The sequence below is a fragment of the Planctomycetia bacterium genome (assembly GCA_021413845.1).
Lineage (GTDB): Bacteria > Planctomycetota > Planctomycetia > Pirellulales > PNKZ01 > PNKZ01.
Genome location: JAIOPP010000075.1, coordinates 1 through 23,277, shown reverse-complemented (window position 1 = coordinate 23,277; position 23,277 = coordinate 1). Strand labels below are relative to the sequence as shown.

Here is a 23,277-nt window from a genome sequence, read left to right as displayed (position 1 = left end):
TTCTGCACAGAAAGCGCAATCCCGTGGCTCTGCACGAACAAACGGCGACCGAACTTCTCGGGCTTCTCCACTCCGGAAAAGTTTCGTCCGAAGAACTGACGAAAGCCTACGCCGAGCGCATCGCAGCGATCGACCCTAAGGTCGGCGCGTTTCTCCGGGTCGATGTCGACGGAGCCCTCGCACAAGCCCGCGCGATCGACGCTCGACGCAAGTCAGGCGAAAAGCTCGGCAAGCTCGCGGGCCTGCCGGTGGCCGTAAAAGATTTGCTTTGCTCGCAGGGCGATCTCGCGACTTGCGGCTCGAAGATGCTCGCCGACTATCGCGCGCCGTACGACTCCACGATCGTCGCGCGGTTGAAATCGGCCGATGCGGTGCTGCTCGGTCGGACGAACATGGACGAGTTCGCCATGGGAGGCTCGACGGAAAACTCAGCCCTCGGCAAGACGCAAAACCCTTGGGATCTCACACGCACCCCCGGCGGCTCGAGCGGCGGTGCGGCGGCGTGCGTCGCTGCCGACATGGCGTGCCTTTCGATCGGCACCGATACCGGCGGCTCGATCCGCCAACCGGCCGCTCACTGCGGCATCACAGGCCTGAAGCCGACCTACGGGCGAGTCAGTCGGCATGGGCTCATCGCCTTCGCCAGCAGCTTGGATCAGGCCGGGCCCATGACGCGCACGGCCGAAGATGCCGCGCTGCTGTTGGAAACGATCGCGGGTCCCGACCCGCTCGACTCGACCTGCATCGCCGAGCCTGCTCCACGTTACACCGAAACGGTTCGCGAGCCCCTTCAAGGACTCACGCTCGGCCTAGTGCGCGAGCACTTTGCCGCCGGGCTCGACGGCGACGTCGAACGGGCCGTGCGCGAGGCGATCAAGGTGTATGAATCGCTCGGCGCGAAGGTCAAAGAGATTTCGTTTCCGCACGCGAAGTACGGCGTCGCCGTGTACTACATCATCGCGCCGTGCGAAGCGTCGAGCAATTTGGCCCGCTACGACGGCGTGCACTACGGCCGGCGCACCGACGAAGCGAAGCTCGTCGCCGAGCTCGATGCCGAACGGAAAGAACTTCTGGCGGCGGGACGCAAGCGAGAAGCCGAGCAGCTGGATACCTCGCTCGTCCGGCTCTATCGGAAGAGTCGCGCAGAAGGGTTCGGTCCGGAAGTGAAGCGCCGCGTCATGCTCGGCACCTACGCTCTCTCGGCCGGCTACTACGATGCCTATTATCTGAAGGCGCTTAAGGTGCGCAGGCTGATCCGCCAAGACTACGACGAGGCCTTCCGGCAAGTCGACCTGATCGCCGGCCCGGTGACGACGTCGCCGGCGTTTAAGATCGGCGAGAAGGTCGCCGATCCGATGGCGATGTACTTAGTCGACCTTTATACCGTGAGCGCGAATCTCGCCGGCGTCGGCGGCATCTCGATCCCCTGCGGCGCGAGCCCTGCGGGGCTTCCGATCGGCCTTCAGTTGCAATGCCCACCGCTCGCCGAAGACAAGCTCTTAAGGGCTGCGCACATGTTTCAAACGGCCACGGACTGGCACCAGCGCCGGCCGAAGCTCTAGCCTCGCTTTCCTCTTCCGGCGATCTTTCGCGAAGCTCAAAACTTATGTCGTCCGAAAAATACACGATCGTCATCGGCCTGGAAACGCACGTTCAACTGCAAACCCGTACGAAACTCTTCTGCTCCTGCAGTACGAAGTTCGGTGCGGCTCCGAACACGCAGACCTGCCCGATCTGCAGCGGCAACCCGGGGACGCTGCCGGTGATGAACCGCCGTGCTTTCGACCTCGGCCTGCAAACGGCGCTTGCCTTGAATTGCACGATCGCGCCGTTCACCAAATGGGACCGGAAGCAGTATTACTACCCCGACTTGCCGAAGGGGTATCAGATCAGCCAATACGATCTGCCGTTCAGCAGCGAAGGCCATCTCGAAATCAGCGACTCCAAAGGACGATTCGAAACGAAGCGCGTCGGCATCTTCCGCGCACACCTGGAAGAAGACGCCGGCAAAAGCATGCACGACGAGCAAGCCGGTAAGGCCGATAGCAAGATCGATCTGAATCGAACCGGCACGCCGCTGCTCGAGATCGTCACGAAGCCCGACATGCGTTCGCCTGCCGAAGCGAAGGCTTACCTTACTGAATTGAAACTGCTGCTCACTTATCTCGGTGTCTCCGATTGCAACATGCAAGAGGGCAGCCTGCGAGTCGATGCGAACGTCAACCTGCACATCGATACGCCGGCAGGAAAGATCGCGACGCCGATCGTCGAGATCAAGAATATGAATAGCTTCCGCGCCGTCGAAAAGGCGATCGGCTACGAAGCCGAACGACAATACGCGGACTGGCAAGAGACGGGAAAAAAACTCGGCGATCCGGGCGTGTTCAAGCAAACCCGGGGTTGGGACGACACGGCCGGCGTGACTCGCAGCCAGCGCGCCAAAGAAGAATCGAGCGACTACCGCTACTTTCCCGATCCTGATCTCGTGCCCGTCACCGTTTCGCCGGAGCGCATCGAAGAGGTTCGCCGCACGCTCGGCGAACTCCCGGCTCAATTACGCACGCGCCTCGAAACGACCTACGCCATCACGCCGTACGACAGCGAAGTGATCGTGAACCAAGAGCGCAAGTTCGTCGACTACTTCACGGAAGTTGCCGCGGCGTGCGGCGACGGCAAGATGGCCTCGAACTGGCTCCAGCAAGATGTGCTGCGCGTAATGAGCGAGCGCGACCTGACGATCGAGAGCTACCCGGTTCGCGCTGCGGCGCTGGCCGAGCTACTGCTGAAAGTGAAGGCCGGCGACGTCGACACCAGCCGCGGACGTGAAGTCTTGCAGCGGATGTTCGACCACGGCGAGAACGCCGCGGCGGCGATGTCCGCGCTGGGAATCGAGAAGGTCGACGAGTCGGCCTTGGTGAGCCTGTGCGAAGAACTCGTGGCGGCGAACCCACGGCTCGTCGCCGACGTAAAGGCCGGCAAGATGCAAGCGGCCGGCGCCTTCGTCGGTCAGGCGAAGAAGAAAAATCCCAACGCCAACCCAGCCCGCATTCGCGACCTTTGCCTAGAGATCATCGCCAAACTGCCGTAATATCAGCCCTTCAAGAGCCCCCACAAACCCTTCTCCCCGCGGGAGAAGGTGGCCGAAGGCCGGATGAGGGGCGCCCCTATCGTCGCCCCACGGACATGTAATTACTACGCATCCCACTCGCGCAGCTTTTCGACGATCCCTAAGATCTCGTGCCGCTTCTTCTCGAAGACGGCGAACAGCGCGATGATCGACACGCCGGCGACGATGCCGACGACGTAGAAAATCCACGTCTGCTCCAAGTCGTAAGCGGCATGCCAGATGATCGTCATCAGGGCCAGCAAGAGGAACGCCGTGCCGAGAAAAAGAAACGCGCGCACGCGCAGCGCGATCCCTGCGAAGATGCCGACGATCGCCAACCCGGCGAGCCACAACGGCAGCAGCGGAGCTTCCGCCACGCCGTTGAGAAACACATCGGCCGTCGAAGCGACGTAGATCGTCGCCGCCGAACCGTAGCGATAGGCGCTGATCTGTTCTTCCTTCAGCCGGCTCCGATTCAAATGCGAAGCGATGAGCACGCAGAGCGCCGGCGGGATAATCCAAATCTGCGGATGCTCCAACCAACCGAGTCCTTCTTGATTGCCGAGGAAGTACCACAGGCCGCCGTTGGCCGCGAGCGCCGCGAGGATGCCGAAGCCGAACGATTTACGCATCACGGCGAGCGTCGAATACAACAGCCCGACGGCGAGCAGCAACAGCGAATAGTGAACCTCGGTCTGCGTGGCCCAGAAGCCGAAGACGGGCAACAACGGTAAGAACGCGCCGGTCCGCTCCAACGGTTCGGCCAACACGGTTTGCTTGCGACGGCGAAACACTTCTGCGAGTCCGACGCCGGCGAACGCGAGGACCATTACCGCGACCGGCCAATAGCGGAGCATGAATCCCGTAAACAACCACGGCATCGACAACCGTACGTGCAAGAACAACAGCGCGAGGATCACTTCCGCGCCGTACACGTATCCCATCCGACCGCGCTCGCTGAGCCCGAGCGGATCACGCCCCGGAATCAGCGCCGCCGTGATCGCCGCGACGACTAAGCCGACCAGCGCCACGACTACCGCACCGATCGCCGTCGGGCCGATTTCCACGTGGCCGTATTCCGTCGTTTCGTAAACCTCGGCCGCAAGCACGAGGGCGAGTCCCGACGCCGCGAGCACGATCAGTCGCGGAACCAAGCGCTGCGCGGCGGCGGTCCATTCGTTTTCTCGCCGCAACAGCTTGGAGAATCCGAGCCCGTACAACGCGATGACCAACGACGTCGACGTGACCGCCAAGACGGCTCGATTCAAGAACTCGCCCGACATGCCGGGCTCTAAGATCGCCCAACCGACGGCGATCGCACCGAGCAAGCCGAGCTCCAGGGCTCGTATTTGAAGCGAGCTTCGTCGACTCCCACGTGCCAGCAACGCCACGGCAACGGCAACACCGAACACCGCTTGAGCCGCACCGAATCGCGACGCAAACGAATCGAACGTGAGAATCACGCGATAGGCTGCGAACACGACGAGGAGCGACAAACCATAGTTCGCCGCGACCATCCAACCCTGGCCGGCGAGCGATTCGTCGTCGGTCGTTGCGCCGCCGGTTGCGTTCCACTTCTCGAGCGGCATGCGCAGTTTCGCGGCCAAAACGCGCAGCCCTGCTCGTCGGCTCCACAAATAGCTCGTCCCTAGCGCATACGCCGAAGTGAACATCGTGCCGGTCCAAAACAGCGTCCGCGCGTCGAGATCGAACGCATCAAGCGCAACGCCGACGGTCGTCAACCCCGCCGCATAAAGAGCGAAAACCGAGTACTTCGCTCCGGCATCCCAGAGCGACGTCGCAACGGCAATGAGCACGCTCACCGTCGCCGCGCCGTAGAGTAACGAATCGATTTCTAGCGGCGCACCGTCGAGATCGTCCGCAAGTCCGATCCAAGCGAGGAAGATCAACGCAAGCAACGTCAACACGCCGGTCGTGCGTGAAAGAACCCCTAACCACGATCGACGATCGACGCCGATGCGCGGGATGATGAATCGTCGTTCGATGAAGAGCCACAGCGGCGTCGGCAACGACCAGCTAATGAGTTGTACGCAAGCGGCAATCCAATCGGAGCCGCCGGGGAACAGACGTTGGCCGAGGCCTTCGACCCACACGGTCATCACACCGAATGTGAGGGCGAACGCCGCGACATAGAGTCGAGCGCGAGACGCTCCCCAAGCCGCCAGCAAAATGCATAAGACCGAGAACAAGAACGCCATGCTCAGCAGAAAAGCATGCGGCGCCGGCGAAGTGCTGCGGGCAATCTGATGCAATGCGATCGAGATCAACCCGAACTGCGCGGCGAGAAACGCTGCCGTGCCGACGAACGTCGCCCAATGGATGACGGCGCGCGGCGGCCCGAACGGCAAGCTCCGTCGCTCGGCCCAGATGCCCCCTGCCACGAGCGCGAACGCGACGAAAATCCAACCACCGACGAGAAAATCGAACGCTTCGAGATCGCCGGTCAGATGCGGGATCGTCGCCAGCGCACCGAGCGAAACGACACCGAGCGCCGACAAGCTCCAGGCCGCCACGGAAATCGGTTCGCGCGCCGCGCGGAACCAAAGCCCGGCAGCCGCAAGGACGAGGGCAAACGCGCCCCAAGCCCAGCGGTCGGCGACGATGTTCGGCATGCTCGCCGGACCATAAAGGTCCGCGAAGAGTTGCGCGACCGGACCGACGATCGCCGGCGCGAAGATCGCCGCGGCGAGTGCGGTTTGCGTCGTGAGCCAGGAAGCGGCGCCGGCCTCGTCGGTCGATCCTTTGCGACGCGCGAGAATGAAGAACGTCCAAGCCAGGGCGAATAGCGCCGATACCGAAGCGTTGAGATGAGCCAAGCGAAACCAGAGCGCGTCGTCGAGCGGCAAGCCGGTCGGGGCGTGCATGAGCAAGTAGCCGACCGTCGCACCCAAATTCAAAACCAACGCCGCCGCGAAGGCGATGCCTGCCGAACGTCGTGTCAACGCATGCAATAGGAAGGCCAAGGCCAACAACAGCAGCGGCAACACGTAGGAATTCACGACGCCGATGCGTACGAACCACGATGCCGGATCAGGCCCTACGATCGGCGAGGCTTGCAGCGCCTCGAACAGAACGGAAACGACGATCGCCGCCAACGGTGCCATGCCCGACAGCACCAAAAGCCGCGCACCGAGCAGCGACCACGACCTGCCGGCGACTCGCTCGGCGGCACCATCGAACGGACGCCGAATCGCGGTCAGTTGCACGGAGAGCGCGAGCCCGATAAAGACGAAGATGATCGCGGCAACGAGTGCGGCCGACAGATCGAACGTCGCGTGCCGGCGTTCGAGCGCCGACCAGACCATGAAAGAGGTCGCTAATACGGACGGCAAGAGCGAGAGCCCCAGCGACCAGCCGAACAGAAATCGAACGAGGCTCGGCCCGCGCGTGTTCCACTTCGGCCAACGGCAGCGTCCGACGACGGCGAGCGTCGGCCCGCGGAACCACAGCGGCGATGAAAGGAGCCCAAACAGCAGCACGCCGCTCCAGCGCAATGCCGATGCAGCGGCCGTTTCCGTTTCCCAGCGAGCGGCGATCAACATCGAAGCCGCGACGGACACGATCACGAGCGCGAGTAGCTTGCGCCGCGCGAAGCGTTCCCACATGCCGAGCCCGACAACCGCGCCGACGAGAGCCGTGAACAACCAAACGTGCTGCCCGTATGCCGACGCATGCGGGATGCCGAAGAGCTCGAATTGCGCAAGCGGCGGCACGTTGCCGTGTGCCGACGATGCGCTGTTTTGCGGCGAGAGTTCTTGGCACACTCCCGGCAAGAGCGCCGCGAACGCGAGCGCTACGACGAGGCCGATCGATCCGCAGAGCACGACCCGATCGACTGTGACTTCCGAAGCGTTCACCAGCCGCGCCGCAGTTCGCCGCAGCAGCCGCAGGCCGAGCCAAATGCCGCACAGCCCGGCAGCGGTCATTCCATATACGGCAAGAGTGCGCGGGTCGAGGATGCGCGGATAACCAGTAAGCTCATCGAACCACGTTTGCCGCTGGAGCGCGAAGTGGCTCCCTTCGATCGCGGCAACGAAGCCCGCCGCTTGGAAGAACGCAAAGGAAACGGGAGACGCAACCCACCATGCGATGAAGCCCCACACGGCCGTAAGCCAAGCGAAGCCGATCGCAGCGGGCAAGGTTTGCCCCGTATATGCCATCAGCATAAGGCTCGGCACGGCGAACGCGCTCGTCCACACGGCACCGACGAAGAGAGGAGTCGCCGCGCCCTGGTAAGCTTGAGGACTAAGTGCTGCACCGCTTCGTACGATACCGCCGCGACCGGCGATCCAGCGCATCGCGATAAGCGAAATGGTCGCGTGCGCGAGCAGCGCGTAGCTCCAGGCTTCGGCGTGCGACCATGAGCCGATGTAGCGGAAGCAGATCCCCTGCACCAAAGCGGCCCAACCAAGTGCCGAGCCGAGATATCCGAGCGACTGGCGACCGGTAATCGTCGCGGCCGCGATCATACCGACGGAGTATACTGCAAAGACCCAAGTTGCGTAGGCGTCGTCGTTCAAGACGCCGAACGCGAAGTATCCCACGAGCGCCGTACTGACGACGGCCGTAAGACCGCCGGCCGCGGCATACCACTTGGCGAACGCCCGCGGCATGCTCTCGGCATCGCTTCGCCGTGCGACGAACAGCAACGCAGGAAGCGCGAAGAGCACGGCGGGCACGACCAGCGCCGTGCCGCTAATGGCGGACAGCAGCACGCCGAGCGTTGCATGCGGATCGTCGCCGTACCAAGCGACTCCCCCGCGCACGACATGAAACCCGAGCAGGTACGCCGCCGCGAGGCAAAGTGCAGCCGGCAGATGCGCCGCGGGAATCCCGCAGCGCACGGCAACCCAAGTGAACACGATGGCGTTGATGACCGCCGTCGGAAACATGCCGGCCGGCATCGGCCAACCGAGCGCCACGGCTGCGATCATCGCCATCGCTCCGGCCGTCGCGACCGCCGTCCCTGCGACCCGCTCCTTCATCAAGTCGGGCACGGTCAAACGTCGCCACAGGACGAGCCCGACGGCCAAGAGCGGAGCACCGAACAAGCTCACGAGCGGCGCGATGCGCGTGAGAGTCGTCGCGACGTGACCGGTCTTTGCGAGCAGAATACAAATCGGTAAGAGAGCGGCGAAGAGGGTCGTGCCGGCGATCTTAAATAACTGATTCGCTTCGGCCTCGCCGAAGGTGCTCGTCGCTTCGGCCGTGCGGTCGAGACGTCGGGCCCAAATCGCGGTCGGCAGCGCGAAGCAGAGCACCGGAGGAAGGCCGAGCGCAAGCAGGAGTTCCGTCGAGCTCTCCGCCACGGCGAAGCGGCGGACGATCAGCTCGAGCGCTGAGCTACCGACGACACCCGCCGCGAGATGCCAACCCGCCGGACCGACCAAGATCTTGCCGGCCGCGACCGTGAGCCAAGCAAACAGGGCGATCGAAAGCAACTCGCCGCCGATGGCTAGTGCGTCGGTCGGCGGAGTTTCGAGCGTGAAGGCGGCGATCGCCAAGAAGTTGAGAGGTACCAACAACACGGCGATCAGCAGAATGCCGTGCGTCGTCGTCGGGAGCCGCCAGCGACGTTCGACATAGAGCCCGATGCCGAACAGCGCGGCCGTGACGCCGTTGAAAAGTCCGAACTTCAGCAGCGGCCGCTCGGAGATCGGCTGCCAAAAGCTGAGCACCAGCGCGATCGACGAACAGATGATGAGCAATCCGCCGATCAATTCCCCCCAGCGAATGTTCTTCTCTTCGAGAAACGACGCGAAGATTTTGGAGAACGGCTTATGCGGAACGGCCGGTGGCGGAGGAGCAGCCGGCGCAGAAGCAAGAGCCGAAGCCGCCGGAGAAGATGGTGCTTCGGCTTTGCGCGGCGGAGGAAACATCGAAGCGGCGAAGGCTGCGGCGCGACGTGCCGTTACCTCGGCGACATCGTACGTCGAGTGAGTCGGCTCGCTCGGTTTGTCAGGAACCGGCGGCGTAGCGATCGGCGGCGCAGGGGTTAACTCCGGCACCACCGGAGGGGCGGCCGGCGCGACCTCGTCGACCGACGCAAGCGGAATCGTTTCCGCCGGAGGCGGCGCCATCGGGCTCGCGCCGACATCGGCGACGGGCTTCGTTATCTCTTGCGCCACGACCTCTTGCGCTACGACGATCGGATGGAGCGATTCGTCGAGCGAGCGTATGATGAGGTGAAACGATTCCGGATCGAGCCATTCTTTGCGACGAAAATCGAGCGCGCGACGGCGAAGCGATTCCAATGCCAGCCGCTTCTTCTCTTCCGGCTGTGGCGTTTGCTTCGGCCAGCCGCACACATCGCAACGCGCGCGCGGACCCGGAAACGGCTTCGTGCATTCAGGGCATTGGTCCGGGTACTTCGGCGTCGCAGGAAACGGAGCCGCCGTCGGCTCGTTGGACGAACCTGTGAATAGCGCGCGCAGGATCGCGGCGCACAGAACCCAGATTCCGTGACCGATCGCAGCAATGACCGCGAGACCGATGAAAAACGGCAGCAACCAATCCAACGTACGGATTCCTTAACGAGATACGGACCGTCGCAACTCAGCACAATTGTAGTTCGCACTCCCCGCGCGACGGTCGTAAAGCACTGGCGGCACGATCGTTTCGACCGTTACGACAGGCGGCCGGTTCAACATCGTCGAAGTCGTTGAATAAGCCGGTTAATACGCCGCTTGCAGGATCGCTTCGAGATCGTCGACCGTCGGCACGCGAGGATTGACCCGTAAAATTCTTTTGACGCCGAACGCTTTCTCCGCGAAGCCGCGAAGCTGGTCAGGTCGAGCGCCGATCTCGCGTAAGCGGTTCGGAATGCCGATCGCCGCGCGCAATCGCTCGACCTCGGCGATCGCCGCTTCAGCCGCCGCCGCTTCGTCGACGCTGGCGCCGCGCTGGTGCGCGTCACCGGTCAAGAGTTCCGCGATGCGGGCAAACTCGCGCCGGCGATACGGCAGGTTGTAGCGCATCACGTAAGGGAGCAATAAGCCGTTGCCGGCTCCATGCGAGCAGTGAACCGCACCGCCGACGGGATACTCTAAGGCATGCACCACTGCCACGCCGACGTTGGAGAACGCCATGCCGCCGAGGGTCGCGGCGAGCGCCATCCCTTCGCGGGCTTCCAGATCGTGCGGCGCTTCGCAAGCACGGACGAGATGCCGACCGACGAGCGCGATCGCTTTTTCGGCGAACATGTCTCCGAACGGATGACGGCCTTGGTAGGTCGACCGCTCGCCGGCGGGAAGCGGAAAGTCGGCGTTGTCGACCGCCGTGAACGCTTCGATCGCATGCGTCAGCGCATCGATACCGCTATCGGCCGTCACTTTCTTCGGGCACGACAGCGTGAGTTCCGGATCGACCAGAGCCAGCTTTGGCCGAAGGTAGTTGCTGAGAATGCCGACCTTTAATTGCGCGGCCTTATCGGTCATCACCGAGGAAGCACTCACCTCGCTTCCGGTGCCGGCCGTCGTCGGGATACAGATCAGCGGCAAGACCGGCCCGGGAATTTTATCTTCGCCGATGTAATCGCGCGAGGTGCCGCCATGTGCGAGAACCGCTGCGGCGAGCTTCGCCAAGTCCATGTTGCTGCCGCCGCCGAGACCGATGATGCCGTCGGGGCGAAACGCGCGAGCCTGATCCAACACGACTTCGGCCAGTTCGAGCGACGGCTCCGGCTCGCCGCCGTCGAACACTTCGAACGCGATGCCGGCCGCTTCGAGCGGCTTAAGCACCGCAGCCGCGATGCCTGCGGCGACTAATATCCGATCGGTGACGATGAACACCCGCGACAGGCCCAAGCGGCGTGCTTCGTCGCCGAGTTGCCTCACGGCTCCGGGCCCGAAGAGAAATTGGCCGGCGGAATGAAAAGTCCAAGTGGTGCGCATCGTGCGAGGTTCCTCAAGGCGTTGCGAGATGGGCCGAAGAGCCGAACGAAAAGTATCCCCTTTTGCAATTTCGAGAGCAACGATAGTTCGTAGAATAGTGCGATTCAAAGCGAATGGTGCGCAGGAGAAATGTCGGATGTCGGATCACGAAGCGACACAACCGAGAACGATCGCCGCGAGCATTCGACTGCTCGCTTGGTTCGCGATCGGTGTCGCGACGTTACTGTGCTTGTTCGCAACCACGGCCACGTTTGCGGCGCGATGGCATTGGTTGCTAGACCTGACGACCCATTTTCGGGCCCACTATGCCGCGGCGCTGTTGGTCTTAGGTGCTTGTTATTTGGCCGGTCTGCGATACAGGCCGGCGGCATTTGCGATTCTGCTCGCGCTCGTGAACGTCTGGTTCATCGCGCCGTATTATCTTCCTGTCGCCGACGAAGGCGCCATGCCGCCGGACACGCCGCGGTTGCTCATCGTCTCGATCAACCTCTTCGCGCACTCGCAAGCGCATGCCGAAGTCGTCGACTACGTGCGGACGGTAAAGCCCGACATCGTCGTGCTGTTGGAATTGACCGACCAGTGGAAAGCCGCGCTCGCAGTGTTGAAGCCGGAGTATCCCGAGTCGCACTTTCTTTCGCGCAGCGATGCTTTCGGAGTAGGGCTCCTCTCGAAACGGCCGTTGGACGAAGCACGGTTCGATCAGGCGGCGGGGTTGCCGATCGTCCGAGCGCGTCTTCCGATCGGCGACCGGTCGTTGAAGATCTTCGGAGTGCATCCGTTGCCGCCGGCCGGCGCACACAATTCAGCGGCTCGCAACCAAGCGCTCGCGGCTCTGAATCGGATGGTGTGGGAATCGACCGGGCCGATCATCGTCGCCGGCGATTTGAACACGACCGGTTGGTCGCCGCACTTCACCGACTTGCTGGCGAGAACCACGCTACGCGATTCACGCCTCGGCCAAGGCCTGCAAGCGACCTGGCCGACGAACGTGCCGCAGCCGCTCCGGATCACGATCGACCACTTCCTCGTCTCGTCGGAAGTACGGGTACTCGGGCGGAGGGTCGGACCCGACATCGGCAGCGACCATCTTCCTATCGAGATGGACTTCGCCATCGAACCTACGGCCGAGCGCTAATTCGGCTGTTCTTCATACTCGCGCGTTCGGAATACGAACCAAGCGAGCGCCAAGGCGATGATCGTGATCATGAGCAATGCCGTGCGGGCATCGGTCGCCGAGAGAGGGTCGAACCATTGCGTGTCGGGTGCGGTCAGGCCGTGCTCGACGCCGGCGTCGTACATCAGCGAACGACCGTAGTAGTTGATCGCGACTCGCTTGATGATGCCGGGAATGTTTCCCAACAAGACTTCCATGAAGGCCGCATAGACGAGCGCGGCGATGGCGGGATGACGGAATAAAACCGAGAACAATAAAAACAACGCCGCATACGCCACGGACATAAAGACGATGGCCGGCAGATATGCGCCGTATGCCGCTTGGCCGACGGGTCCTGCAAGCCGGCAATAGATCCAAAAGCTCCCGCAAGTAAAGCCGAGCACGAGCGGCAACGTCGCAAGAAACTTCGCCGCAAGAATCAAACCGCGCGGCAAGGGACGGACCAACAGAAACAACAGCGTCCGATCTTCGCGATCGCCGCCGAGACTCGCCGTGCCGAACGCAAGCGCACAGAGCGGCACGAGGAACGCCGCGAATACGGTCAGCAGGAAGCCGCTGAAATCGTTGAACGATCGAACATCAAACGTGCCCGCCGCATCGAAGCGCGAAAAGTAATGGCGGCGTGTGATAAACAGTCCGCTGGCGGCGAGCGGAAACAGTAGCATGAGCGTGCCGATCGACCAGAAGAGTCGGCGAAACGAGAGAAGCGTTAAGGTCGTGAAGGCGCGGAGCGTTCTCATGAGGTGCTCCGCTGCAAATAACCAAACACCGCTTCCGCTCCGGCATCGAGCGTCTCTAAGCGATCGACATCGAGCTCATGCAAGGCGACGAGTTCGGTCAACTGAGCGAAGAAACGCGATGGATTGGCCGTGCGTAACGTGATCGCTTCTTCACGGACCTCGACATGCGAAGTGTCGGGCAAGGCAACGACCAACGCCGCCAGTCGGCGCGCCTGCGGCGACTCCAAGCGAATCGTCAACGGTTCGTCTTCCAATAGCCTGCGCAATTCCGCGAGCGAGCCTTCCGCAATGAGCCGGCCCTGCGCGACGACGACCAAGCGATCGCAAAGCTGCTCGACTTCGCCGAGCAAATGGCTGGAGACCAAGATCGTCAGCCCCTCGACGGCGAGTTGCCGCAGGAGTTCGTTGATCTCGCGCCGGCCGCCGGGATCGATGCCCGTGAGCGGTTCGTCGAGCAGCAATACGCGAGGATCATGCGCGATCGACTGGGCGAGCTTGATCCGCTGGCGCATGCCGTGGCTACAGCCGCCGATGCGACGCTCGGCCCGATCGCACATCCCGACGCGTTCGAGGGCCTGCTCGGTGCGATGCTTCGTTTCGCTCAGCGAATAGCCGTAGAGTCGGGTCATCGTGCGCACGAACTCGCGGCCGGTCATCTCTTCGTAGAAGTCGTTCACGTCCGGGCAGTACCCGAGCAACCGCTTTGCGCGCGTCGAGCGAGCATCGAAACCGCCGAGCGACACGCGACCTTGCGTCGGCCGAAGCCTGCCTGAGGCAAGCTTGATCAGCGTCGACTTTCCGGCACCGTTGGAACCTAGAAGGCCGGTAATGCCGGGCCGAATGCGAAGCGAGATATCGTTCACACCGATCACGGCGCCGTACAACTTCGTGACGTTCTCGTAGACGAGCTCCACGCTTGCGTGCGGAACGGCAGGCTGCGGCGAAGCGGTCATGTCGCCACCTCGACGGCACGCACGCGCCGCACGAGAGCCGCGAGCGCTACGAGGGACGTCGCCACGAGAAGCGCGGCGGCCCACAAGCTGAGATCGGCATCCGACCGATAACGAAAGATGCCGAAAAAGAGTCGGCCGGCAAGACGGATATCGCGCCAAGGATCGAGCAGTAGCCAATGCCGATCGCCGGACGCATCGCGCAGCATGAGCGCCAGCCGACCGAGCAAGACGAACAAGCTCGACCACGTGACGGCGATCGGTGCGAGACGTTGCAGATAGGCCGACAGCGCAACGAGCCAGATGGCGAGCACGAGCCCAAGCACCGCGCCGTATCCGAGCACGGCCGGCACGACGCGCCAATGTTCGCTCCAATAGTCGAGCGAGGTAGTGAACAGGCCGTACTCCAGAAAGAGCAACAGCGCCGGAACCACGGTGAGCAACCAGACGAGCGCCGCGGTCGCAAGGATTTTGCCGGCGATGTAGTGACGGCGATCGATGCGGCGCGAAAGATAGAACGGCAACGCGCCGTCGCGAAAGTCGCCGCCGATGATCGTGCTGCCGCAAAACGCGAGCAAGATCATGACGACCATGCTCTGCTGTTCCATGAAATCGAGATAGCCGGTGTTCTGCGGATCTTCCGCTTCGGTGCTGAAGCCGAAGGTGTCGAGCATTCCTTGCTGTGCCTGCGGCGGAATCTGCATCTGCGTGAGCGCGTAGATGACGGCCCAATAGACGAGAAACTGCGACACGCCGACCGCGTAGATAAACCAATACGCCTTCCGACGAATCGCCTGTAACAAAGTCGTGCGCACGACCGCAGCGGTCGCGCGCCAAGGGCTGCGGAGCTTGCCGTTCCACGCGTGGTAGTGGGCCGCGTCAATGCCCATCGGCGGCGCTCCCGCTTGCGGCAGCGCGCTCGGGCTGCGTCACGCGAAAGAATAGCTGTTCGAGGTCTTCCTGCTCCGGCCGAACTTGCTGCAACACGGCACCCGAGCTTTGCGCCAACTCGAAGAACCGCCCAGTGCGCCATCCGGTCGGCACCGTGAGCTTCGCCGAACGGCGATCGTGCGCCTCGGGTTCTTCCGCCGCCGGCGATACTTCGACTCCCACGCCTCGCAGCGCGAGCACGAACCGATCGTCGTCCGCTTGCCACGCGAGCGTATAACGGCCGCCGGACGTCCGGCGCAGCTCTTCGAGGGTGCCGGCCTGGGCGACGGTCCCTTGATGCATGACCACGATTTGCTTGCAGACTCGCTCGATGTCGCCGAGCAGATGCGTGCAAAGGATCACGCTCTTGCCGGTCTCGGCGATGAGGTCTTCGATAGTGCGCAGCATAGCGACGCGGCCGGCCGGATCGAGGCCGTTCGTCGGCTCGTCGAGCAAGAGGAGCTGCGGGTCGTGTACGAGCGCAGCGGCGAGCTTGAGCCGCTGCAAGTTGCCGGTCGAGTACTCATCGAGCCGGCGATAGCGCAATTCACCGAGGCCGACGTAGTTGAGCACCTCATGCGCGCGGCGGCGAGCATCGCGCGGGGGCATGCCATAGAGATCGCCCGAGAGCGCGACGAACTCGACTCCTTTGAGCATCGCCACGACGGCATGCGCTTCGGGCATATAACCGACGAGCCCTCGCAAGGCCGCCCCGCCCCGACTGAGCTCGCAACCGAGAATGAGGCCGGTGCCGCTCGTCGGACGAAGCAAGCCGAGCAGGATCTTCAAAAGCGTCGACTTACCGGCTCCGTTGTTGCCGACGATGCCGATCGGGCCGGGCTCGATCCGCAGCGTCACATCGCGCAGCGCGCAAACCGTGCCGTACGAAAAGCTGACGTCCCGAATATCGATCAACGGCTCGGACATGAATTCGGCTCGTCGTTCGTGGTTCGGCGTATTGCGATCGCTACGGCTCCGGCACCTAGGTAGCGGCACCTCAGCACCGGGGCCTAAGCATTGTCGCCGACGAACGACCCGAGGCAACCCTCGGCCTCGACCACGAACGAAGAACTCAAACTACGGACCGACTTATTTCGCGTCGTCTTTCGCCAGCAATTCTTCCAGCAACTTCGCCAGCAAGGTCGGGTTGTCGGCCTTCATCACATGCTCGATGCGCGACGCCGGGACTTTCAGCTTTTCGAGCGTCGCTTGAATTTTCTTCCAAACGCCGGCGCGGGCCTTTCCCTCCGCCAGATACAGGTCCGTGACCAGTTCGCTCAACCGCTGCAGAGAAATCGCCCCTGCATTTTTGTAATAATTCTTGATGATATTTTCTTGATACTTACTACGTTCGGCCATGAGGCGGTTTCCTTTCTGAAACATCCGTGTTCGAGGTCGGGCGATTTCCGCCGCGCGCCGGCGAGCAGCCCGGCGGCGGTCGATCGGCAAACGGGAGTCTGCGGCGTAAGTCTCTACGAAAATAGCGGTTTCAAGACTTGAAGGCATCCCCGTTAGAGGTTTTCAAAACCCGTGCGGTAGATTAGATTCATTAAGATATTCGGTTTCCGCGACGGTGCCCATGAGGCCGCGGAAACTTTAGTTTTTCCTCGCGGATGTCGCTCGCGGCAGTCTCGCGAAGAAACCCTTTTTCCGGAGTCGTCGCGGAGCGCTTATGCTGATCGTCAATTTCGTCAACGAGAAGAAACAGATCGAAGTTCCGGTCGGCGCCAACCTTCGCAACGAAGCGATGAAGGCCGGCGTGAAGCTCTACGGCGGCCTCAACGGCTTCGGCGCAGGCCTGAACGAAGTCTTCAACTGCCACGGCTTCGGCCACTGCGGCACCTGCCGCGTGAAGATCGTGAAGGGAATGGAAAACGCCGGCGCGATGGGTATGGTCGAAAAGGTGACGTTCAAATACAACCCGCTCGGCCCGGCGCTGTTCGCCTATATCGGCAACGAAGACACGATGCGGCTCGCCTGCCGCACGACGGTGCAAGGAGATATGTCGGTCGAGACGAAGCCGCCGATGAACCTGACCGGCGAGAACTTCTTCAGCTAACCCCACACGACTTGTCCGACTCGATCGATCTCGCGTGCCGCGAATAGAACGCAGCTATGAAACAGATCGTCGCCGTCGTGAAACCGTATCTCGCCGAGAAGGTGCTCGAAAGCCTCAAGCGGGCCCCGCTCGAAGCCATCAGCGTGCGCGAGGTGAAGGGATTCGGCCGGCAGAAGAACTATCTCGATCAATACGCCGGCAGCGAATACTCGCTCGCGTTTCTACCGAAGGTCGAGATCGATCTCTGGGTCGACGACGCTCGCTGCGAAGAGATCTTGCGCAAAGTCGTCGATGCGGCCCGCACGGGACGCATGGGAGACGGCAAGATCTTCGTGCTCCCGGTAAAGAGCCAGCTGCGCGAGATCAGCTTTTAGAAAATCAGAAACTAGAAGGGAGAAACCAGAAATAAGACACCGAACTCGGCATCCCTCTTCTGGTTTCTCATTCTGATTTCTAGTTTTCCTACGCTGCCGGCTTCTCGTACTTCTTATCGGCCGGCACCACCTTGAGAAGCATGTCGAGCAATTCTTCGCTCCCCTTCCCTGCGGCTTGGGCCGCGAAGTTGGCGGCGAGGCGATGCCGGAGCGCAGGTTTCACCACGGCTTGCACGTCGCCGATCGAGGCGTGCATCCGGCCGTAGAGCACGGCCCGAGCTTTGGCGCAGGAGATGAGCGTAAGCACGCCGCGCGGGCCGGCCCCCCAACTCATCCACCGATTCACGAAGTCGGGAGCTTCCGGCGTGTTCGGCCGCGAGGCTCGCACCAGGGCCCAAGCGTAGCCGAGCACCTGATCGCTCACCGGAACGCGCATCACGAGCTGTTGATACTCGACGATCTCTTCGGCCGAGATGACCGATTGGATGCCGCCGAGCTTGCCGCTCGTCACGCGGCGCGCGATCTCCCATTCGGCCGCAGGCGTCGGGTAGCCCATCCGAACATAAAGCAAGAACCGATCGAGCTGCGCTTCGGGAAGCGGATAGGTTCCTTCTTGCTCCAGCGGATTCTGCGTCGCAAGGACGAAGAAGGGAGCCGGCAGCATGTAAACTTTGCCTCCCGCGCTCACTTGCCGCTCTTGCATCGCTTCGAGCATCGCGGCTTGCGTCTTCGGGGGCGTACGATTGATTTCGTCCGCCAAGATCATGTTGGCGAAGAGCGGCCCGTGGAGAAATTTATACTCCCGAGCCCGCGTTTCGAGATTCTCTTGAATCACTTCGGTGCCGGTCACGTCGCTCGGCATGAGGTCGGGCGTGAACTGGATGCGCTTGAACGAAAGATGGAGCGCCTTCGAGAGCGAGTTGATGAGCAACGTCTTCGCGAGCCCCGGCACGCCTTCGAGCAAAGCATGACCGCCGGCGAACATGGCGACGAGCACCTGCTCGATCACTTCGTCTTGCCCGATGATCGTCTTCGCAAGTTCATCGCGCAGGCGGTTGTAGACCTGCTCGCAACGGGCCACGGCGGCGACATCATCGGCGGAAATAGCAGGCGAAGTCTCAGCGGTCACGGAAGCGATCCTCAGGATGAAAGTCGAAAGTGAAAAATCAAAATACGAAACAAGAAACGAGCGGCACGCTCGTTCGTTAGTCGATGTTCTTAAAATAGTTTCTCAGACGTTCTTCGTAGCCGCGCGGGGCCGGGCGCTGGGCTTCGGCTCGGATGGCTTGGCGTAGTTCGGCGGGGAGCTTCGTCGTCCAAGGTTCGTCGTTCTTCTTAAGGTCTCCCTTCAGCGCGGCGTCGTTCTCCGAACGGCCGGAGTTTTGCACCGAGGCCAGGGATGATTCTTGGGCTTTCGTCGTGCGCGAAGCCGGCTCGCTTTTCTGTTGCGACTGCTTGCTCGCAGTGCTCTGTTGCCCTTCCTGCGCTTGTTGCGAAGCGCTCGGTGGAGTGCTGCTCGGCGAAGTTGCCGACTTCGGCGCGCCGGCCGCTTGTTCGACTTGCGCCATCTGCTCGAGCGCTTGCGGACCGGCCATCATGCGGGCCGTCTCTTCGGGCGATTGCGGCGCGAGACTGCGGCCCATCGCCGTGGGCGGAGCCGATTGCGGCGCGCCGGCTTGCGGAATCTGCGCGGCGGGAGTCGACGAAGCCGCTGATTTCGGCGCGGAAGGAGTAGCCTCTGCGGCAGTTTGCGAAGCGTCCGGCTGCGCACCCGCTGGTTGCGCCGCGGCCGTCGGCGGAGCAGTAGGTTGCGAGTCCGCCGGCGGGGCCGCTTCGGGGGCGGCAGGCGATGCCGGTGCGGGAGCGGCCGCCACGGCAGGTTCACCGCTAGCCGGCATCGCCGGTTCGCCGATCGCTTCCGGGAGCGCCGGCGGCGTCAGTTCCGAGGCCTTCTCCAGGGCCTGCGCGAGTGCGGCATTGGCGGTTTGCGTTTGACCGGCGACTTCTTGCGCCGCTTGGCCCGTCACTTGCGCGGCCTGCGCGAACGACTGCATCGCGGTGTTCAACTTACGTGCGGCATCGGCCGCGGCAGGCGACGGCGGGGCTTGCGGCCGAGGAGCCGCCGGTTGCGCCGCCTGCGCTTGAGGGGGCTGTGCTTGAGGAGTTTGCGGCGCTCCGCTTGCAGGCGGAGCTTCTTGCGGCTCGCCGTTCGGCGGTCCTTCAGGAGCGGCGGCCGGAGGAGCCGGCGGCGGCGTGGCTTGCGCGAGCGCCGTCCGATTGGCAGCGATGTCCTGCGCGGCTTGCTGCTGTTCGGCGAGCGACGAGAGGAGCGCCTGCGCGAGAGCTTGATCGCGCTTGACGACCTGTTCGCGCGCGGCGAGATCGGCGGCCGCGCGTTGCAGAGCTTGGCCGGTTCGGCGTTCGTCGGCCGCGGCCATTTCCGGAGTGGGGTTCGCTTCCGCTGCGGCACCGGCGGCCGCGGCTTGCGCTTCTCGCAAGGCTTCCGTTGCGCTCGGGTCGAGCTTCGCGGCTTGGTTCGCCAGCTTCTCGGCGGCTGCCGCTTGTTGCTGCATCTTCTGCGCTACGGCCGCAGCGAGCTTCGTTTGCGCTTCGGCGACGGCTTGCTGCGCCGTCTCGATGTTCTTCGCCGCGGCTTCTTGGGCCTTGGCCGTTTCCGCTTGCTTACCGGCTTGCGGGGCCGATTGCGCGGCGGCCATCGATTGGTTCTCGGCCTTCTCCAGCGACTCGCCGACCGACGGTGCTTGCGGCAGGCCGGTCTTCTTCGCTTCGGCCAGCGCCGCGGTGACTCGTTCTTGGGCCTGGGCGTCGGGCTTGCCGGCCGGCTGTTCTGCGGCTTTCTTTTCTTCCGCCTTGGCGATCTCGGCGGCTTTCGTTAAGGCTTGAGCCGCTTCGGCGCGCGACTGAGCCGCGGCCGTTTCTTTCCCTTCGAGCGTTTGCTTCGCGGCTTGCTGCGCGCTTTGTTGCGCCGCGCGAAGCTGCTCGCCGAGCGGATCGGGCCGACGCTGAGCTTCGGCCGCTTTCGCTTCCGGACGTCCGGCTGCGGCAGCCGTGAGCTTCTCGACTTCGTCGGCTGCTTGCTGTTGGGCCGTCACGGCGGCGAGCGGCGCATCCCCTTCCCCTTCGGCACCTTCTTCCGCTGCGGCGTCCGCATTGCGCTGCATCGCCGCGGCTTGCTCGATCTTATCCGACAACTCGCGACTCGCCGCCGCCTCGGGCTTGCCCGCGGCGCGCATCTGTTCGGCCGCGGCTTTGGCGAGCACTTTCTTCGTCTCCGCCAACGCCGCTTGAGCTTCGGCATTCTCGGGTTTCGGCGCGGCGGCAGCCTGCTCGACGGCTTGCGCGGTCGGACGGATGTCGGCCAATTGCTTATCGGATTCGCGCACCAGCTTCATCGCTTCCTCAGCAGCCTGACGACGAAGCGTCGCCGCGGCGGCCGTCAGCTTTTTCGCCGCATCCTCGGCTTGCTCGGCAGCGGCCTTCAGTGCTTCGTTCGGTGCTTTCGGCTCGCCAGACGCAGACTCAGCCGGTTTGTCAGCTGCCATCGCAGCCTCACCTGGTTTGTTCTCACCTGGTTTGTTCTCACCTGGTTTAGCTTCGCCGGGCTTGTTGGCTGCCGCCATTGCGGTCTCACCCGGTTTGTTCTCACCCGGTTTGTTCTCACCCGGTTTGTTCTCACCCGGTTTGTTCTCGCCTGGTTTGTTCTCGCCTGGTTTGTTCTCGCCTGGTTTGTTCTCGCCTGGTTTGTTCTCGCCTGGTTTGTTCTCGCCTGGTCTAGCCTCGTCGGGGTTGGTCTCTTCCGGCTTCGACTCGGCTAGCTTGCTCGCTCTCGCTTCGGCTTGTGCCCGCGCTTCCGGCGAGAGGGCGGCTTGAAGATTTTTCTCCGCCTTATCGGCCGAGTCCTGCGCCTCCGCCAAGGCCTTGGCGGCTTCGGGGTTCATCCCTTCGGTCGCCTTGGCGACGTCCGCGGTCACGGCCTTGATCAGCGATTGCTCGGTGGCGAGCTTAAGCACCGTTTCTTCGTCGGGCTTCGCCTTCTTCGATTCGGCGACGGCCGCGCGGGCCGTTTCCCGTTCGGCGGCGGCGGCGCGGTCGAGCACTTCTGCTGCGCGCGAAAGCTCACCGGCGGCGAGCGCGGGCTGAGCCCGTTTGACGTCGGCCAGCGCGGCTTCGACTTCCGCTTGCGCCGTTTCGATCGCAGCGTCCGCTTTCGCGACATCGGCCTTCTTTTGCGATTCGCTCGGCATCGGGTCGTCGAGCGACTTCTTCGCGTCGCGCGCCGTTCGGACCGCTTCGCGGAGCCGGGCTTCGACCATTTTCGGCAAGTCGCGATCCTCGCTCGCTTTTGCGAGGTTCACGGCCGTCTTTTCGAGCGCGGCTTTGGTTTCCGGCGACGAGGTCTTCGCCGTCGGAGCGACGTGCGGAGCCATCTCGGCGCGGGCCTCCGCTAAGGCGGCCTTCGTCCGCTCGAGATCTTGAATGCGCTCGGCGAGCGCCGCGGCATCGCGATCTTCCGGCAAATCAGCGGTCGACGCTTCCAGCTGTCTTTCGATCGCGGCGAGGTTCGCCCGAACGGTGTCTTGCGCCTTAGCGACTTCGGGAGCTTGTTGATTAAACAGCTCGACCGTCGCGGTCTCGGAGGCGAGCTTCGCCTTTTCGACGAGCGGCGCGGCCGTCGGTTTGTCGAGCAGCATATCGGACAAGCGCTCGAGCTCTTTGCCGAGCGCGGTTTGCCGCTTGAGCAAGTTCTCGGTCGTCGGATCATCAAGCTTAGCGGTCTTGGTCGATTCCTGCAGTTCGTCTTGCTTGCGAATCAGATCGCGCACGATCTCGAGCGCCGCCTTATGGTCGGCTTCGATGAGCCCTTGCGTTTCCTTGACCTTCTTCAAGAGCACTTGCAACCCGCGAATAGCGGCCGTTTCGTGTTCGACGGCCACGGAGAAGCGGCCCATCTCGATGCCTGCCGAGGCTTGGTCGAGGTGGCCGGCCGTATCGGCGGCCTTGAGCAACGAGAGGCCGTCTTCCGCAGTGCGGCCGATCTCCCCGCCCCAGCCACGCGCATCGCTCAGCGTTTCCAACAATTTGTCGAACAGCTTGCGCGCGTCCCGTTGATCGGCCAAGGTCGAAAGCTGCTGCAGTTCTTGCTGCTCGCGCGTTTGCGACGGCAGGGCCATCGTGACGTCGCGAATCACGGTTTCCATTTCGATCAGTCGCCGAACCTGAGCGCCGATTTCGGCGGTGCGCAACCGGCGCGAAAGATTCTGCCGTTCGGCCAAGAGCCGAGCCAAGACTTCGCCGATCTTCCGACGCGCGTCGAGAAAGGCCGCGTCGCGTTTGTCGGTTTGGTCGTTCTGCGCGCGGAGCAACAACGTGACCACTTCCGACATCTCGGCGTAGATCAAGCCGTCGATGTTTTGCCGCATCGTCCGCACATCTTGATAGAGGGGGCGATCGGCCAGCCCGTTCTCTTCCAACTGCTGCAGCTGGACGTCGAGCAGGTTGAGCACCAGCTCGCGTGCTAGTTCGGCGGCCCGTTGCTGCGTCTCTTGCTTGCGACGGAGATCGTCGACCGCGACGGCTTGCCCGCGAGCCGGCTCTTGCCCCCTGGCCGGTGAAAGCGAAACGAGGCTCGGAGCGAGATTGCCGTACAGCATCGCGCAGCCGGTGAGCGCAGTCAGCGTGCGGCGGGCGAAGTCCGGAGTCGTTCGAGGATGGTTCATGGCGTTCCTCCCGTTCCTTGGGATGTGGGGGTCGCTGCAGGGGGAGCAGTAGTCGCAGACGGCGAGGCCGTGGGGGATGTCCCCGGCTTCGTCGAAGTAGGTTGCGGAGCGGGGGTCGCGGTGCCGGCGGGGCGACCGGTCATCAACAATTGCTTCTGAATGATCTCGTCCATCTTACGTGCCGAGCGCTGGTCCGTCTCCGCCATTGCTTCGTAAAGGCCCTGCTCGTCGGTCACTTCGAGCGTAAACGGCTCGCTCGCGGCCTTGGCACGGTGTTCGTCGCCGCTTCGGTC

At 63.1% G+C, this 23,277-nt stretch carries 15 protein-coding genes; 6 read left to right on the top strand and 9 right to left on the bottom strand.

From position 1 onward, the window contains the following. The first annotated feature begins 29 nt into the window (after positions 1 to 29). Both K8U03_13440 and gatB read left to right on the top strand, forming a co-directional pair. Positions 30 to 1,562, top strand: coding sequence for an aspartyl/glutamyl-tRNA amidotransferase subunit A (locus K8U03_13440; protein ID MCE9605894.1), 1,533 nt, complete (start codon positions 30 to 32; stop codon positions 1,560 to 1,562). Positions 1,563 to 1,606: 44 nt separating this feature from the next. Then, on the top strand, positions 1,607 to 3,088 hold the full coding sequence (gene gatB, locus K8U03_13435; protein MCE9605893.1) for an Asp-tRNA(Asn)/Glu-tRNA(Gln) amidotransferase subunit GatB: 1,482 nt from the start codon (positions 1,607 to 1,609) through the stop codon (positions 3,086 to 3,088). 104 nt (positions 3,089 to 3,192) lie between these two features. Here the strand turns inward: gatB and K8U03_13430 are convergent, their stop codons facing one another. Next, entirely contained in the window at positions 3,193 to 9,645 is a 6,453-nt protein-coding gene (locus K8U03_13430; protein ID MCE9605892.1) for a hypothetical protein, read from the bottom strand. A gap of 156 nt (positions 9,646 to 9,801) precedes the next feature. Continuing rightward, positions 9,802 to 11,019: an iron-containing alcohol dehydrogenase gene (locus K8U03_13425; GenBank protein ID MCE9605891.1), complete on the bottom strand. Its 1,218-nt coding sequence runs from the start codon at positions 11,017 to 11,019 to the stop codon at positions 9,802 to 9,804. Positions 11,020 to 11,155: 136 nt separating this feature from the next. On the opposite strand from K8U03_13425, the gene K8U03_13420 reads away from it, so the two are divergent. Beyond that, positions 11,156 to 12,154, top strand: coding sequence for an endonuclease/exonuclease/phosphatase family protein (locus K8U03_13420; GenBank protein MCE9605890.1), 999 nt, complete (start codon positions 11,156 to 11,158; stop codon positions 12,152 to 12,154). Here K8U03_13420 and K8U03_13415 read toward each other — a convergent pair. The 5 genes from K8U03_13415 to K8U03_13395 form a co-directional block, all read right to left on the bottom strand. Next, the gene (locus K8U03_13415; protein ID MCE9605889.1) at positions 12,151 to 12,933 is read right to left on the bottom strand and encodes an ABC transporter permease; all 783 of its coding nucleotides are present in this window, start codon (positions 12,931 to 12,933) and stop codon (positions 12,151 to 12,153) included. The genes K8U03_13420 and K8U03_13415 overlap by 4 nt on opposite strands. Beyond that, positions 12,930 to 13,886, bottom strand: a complete 957-nt coding sequence (locus tag K8U03_13410) for an ABC transporter ATP-binding protein (GenBank protein MCE9605888.1) — start codon at positions 13,884 to 13,886, stop codon at positions 12,930 to 12,932. Before K8U03_13410 ends, K8U03_13415 begins: the two co-directional genes overlap by 4 nt. Further along, a complete protein-coding gene (locus K8U03_13405; protein ID MCE9605887.1) occupies positions 13,883 to 14,773 on the bottom strand; it encodes an ABC transporter permease subunit in 891 nt (296 codons plus the stop codon). Before K8U03_13405 ends, K8U03_13410 begins: the two co-directional genes overlap by 4 nt. After that, a complete protein-coding gene (locus K8U03_13400; protein ID MCE9605886.1) occupies positions 14,763 to 15,740 on the bottom strand; it encodes an ABC transporter ATP-binding protein in 978 nt (325 codons plus the stop codon). The genes K8U03_13405 and K8U03_13400 overlap by 11 nt, the downstream gene beginning before the upstream one ends. 162 nt (positions 15,741 to 15,902) lie before the next feature. After that, positions 15,903 to 16,172, bottom strand: a complete 270-nt coding sequence (locus tag K8U03_13395) for a hypothetical protein (GenBank protein ID MCE9605885.1) — start codon at positions 16,170 to 16,172, stop codon at positions 15,903 to 15,905. Between the two features lie 313 nt (positions 16,173 to 16,485). Here K8U03_13395 and K8U03_13390 point away from each other — a divergent pair, with 313 nt between their 5' ends. Then, positions 16,486 to 16,872, top strand: coding sequence for a (2Fe-2S)-binding protein (locus K8U03_13390; GenBank protein MCE9605884.1), 387 nt, complete (start codon positions 16,486 to 16,488; stop codon positions 16,870 to 16,872). Positions 16,873 to 16,928: 56 nt separating this feature from the next. Beyond that, positions 16,929 to 17,246 (top strand): P-II family nitrogen regulator, encoded by a 318-nt coding sequence (locus tag K8U03_13385; protein ID MCE9605883.1) that lies wholly within the window; start codon positions 16,929 to 16,931, stop codon positions 17,244 to 17,246. Positions 17,247 to 17,334: 88 nt separating this feature from the next. On the opposite strand, the gene K8U03_13380 is transcribed toward K8U03_13385, so the two are convergent. Next, positions 17,335 to 18,375 (bottom strand): MoxR family ATPase, encoded by a 1,041-nt coding sequence (locus K8U03_13380; GenBank protein MCE9605882.1) that lies wholly within the window; start codon positions 18,373 to 18,375, stop codon positions 17,335 to 17,337. Between the two features lie 2,420 nt (positions 18,376 to 20,795). Here K8U03_13380 and K8U03_13375 point away from each other — a divergent pair. Beyond that, positions 20,796 to 21,137 (top strand): hypothetical protein, encoded by a 342-nt coding sequence (locus tag K8U03_13375; protein ID MCE9605881.1) that lies wholly within the window; start codon positions 20,796 to 20,798, stop codon positions 21,135 to 21,137. Positions 21,138 to 22,980: 1,843 nt separating this feature from the next. Here the strand turns inward: K8U03_13375 and K8U03_13370 are convergent. Further along, the coding region (locus K8U03_13370) for a hypothetical protein (protein ID MCE9605880.1) at positions 22,981 to 23,277 on the bottom strand (297 nt) is incomplete at its 5' end.

What these genes read in the sequence shown, in the direction of transcription:
- gatB (MCE9605893.1), top strand. Translation starts at nt 1,607, where the DNA reads ATGTCGTCCGAAAAATACACGATCGTCATCGGCCTGGAAACGCACGTT.
- K8U03_13425 (MCE9605891.1), bottom strand. Translation starts at nt 11,019, where the DNA reads ATGCGCACCACTTGGACTTTTCATTCCGCCGGCCAATTTCTCTTCGGG.
- K8U03_13420 (MCE9605890.1), top strand. Translation starts at nt 11,156, where the DNA reads ATGTCGGATCACGAAGCGACACAACCGAGAACGATCGCCGCGAGCATT.
- K8U03_13415 (MCE9605889.1), bottom strand. Translation starts at nt 12,933, where the DNA reads ATGAGAACGCTCCGCGCCTTCACGACCTTAACGCTTCTCTCGTTTCGC.
- K8U03_13410 (MCE9605888.1), bottom strand. Translation starts at nt 13,886, where the DNA reads ATGACCGCTTCGCCGCAGCCTGCCGTTCCGCACGCAAGCGTGGAGCTC.
- K8U03_13405 (MCE9605887.1), bottom strand. Translation starts at nt 14,773, where the DNA reads ATGGGCATTGACGCGGCCCACTACCACGCGTGGAACGGCAAGCTCCGC.
- K8U03_13400 (MCE9605886.1), bottom strand. Translation starts at nt 15,740, where the DNA reads ATGTCCGAGCCGTTGATCGATATTCGGGACGTCAGCTTTTCGTACGGC.
- K8U03_13395 (MCE9605885.1), bottom strand. Translation starts at nt 16,172, where the DNA reads ATGGCCGAACGTAGTAAGTATCAAGAAAATATCATCAAGAATTATTAC.
- K8U03_13390 (MCE9605884.1), top strand. Translation starts at nt 16,486, where the DNA reads ATGCTGATCGTCAATTTCGTCAACGAGAAGAAACAGATCGAAGTTCCG.
- K8U03_13385 (MCE9605883.1), top strand. Translation starts at nt 16,929, where the DNA reads ATGAAACAGATCGTCGCCGTCGTGAAACCGTATCTCGCCGAGAAGGTG.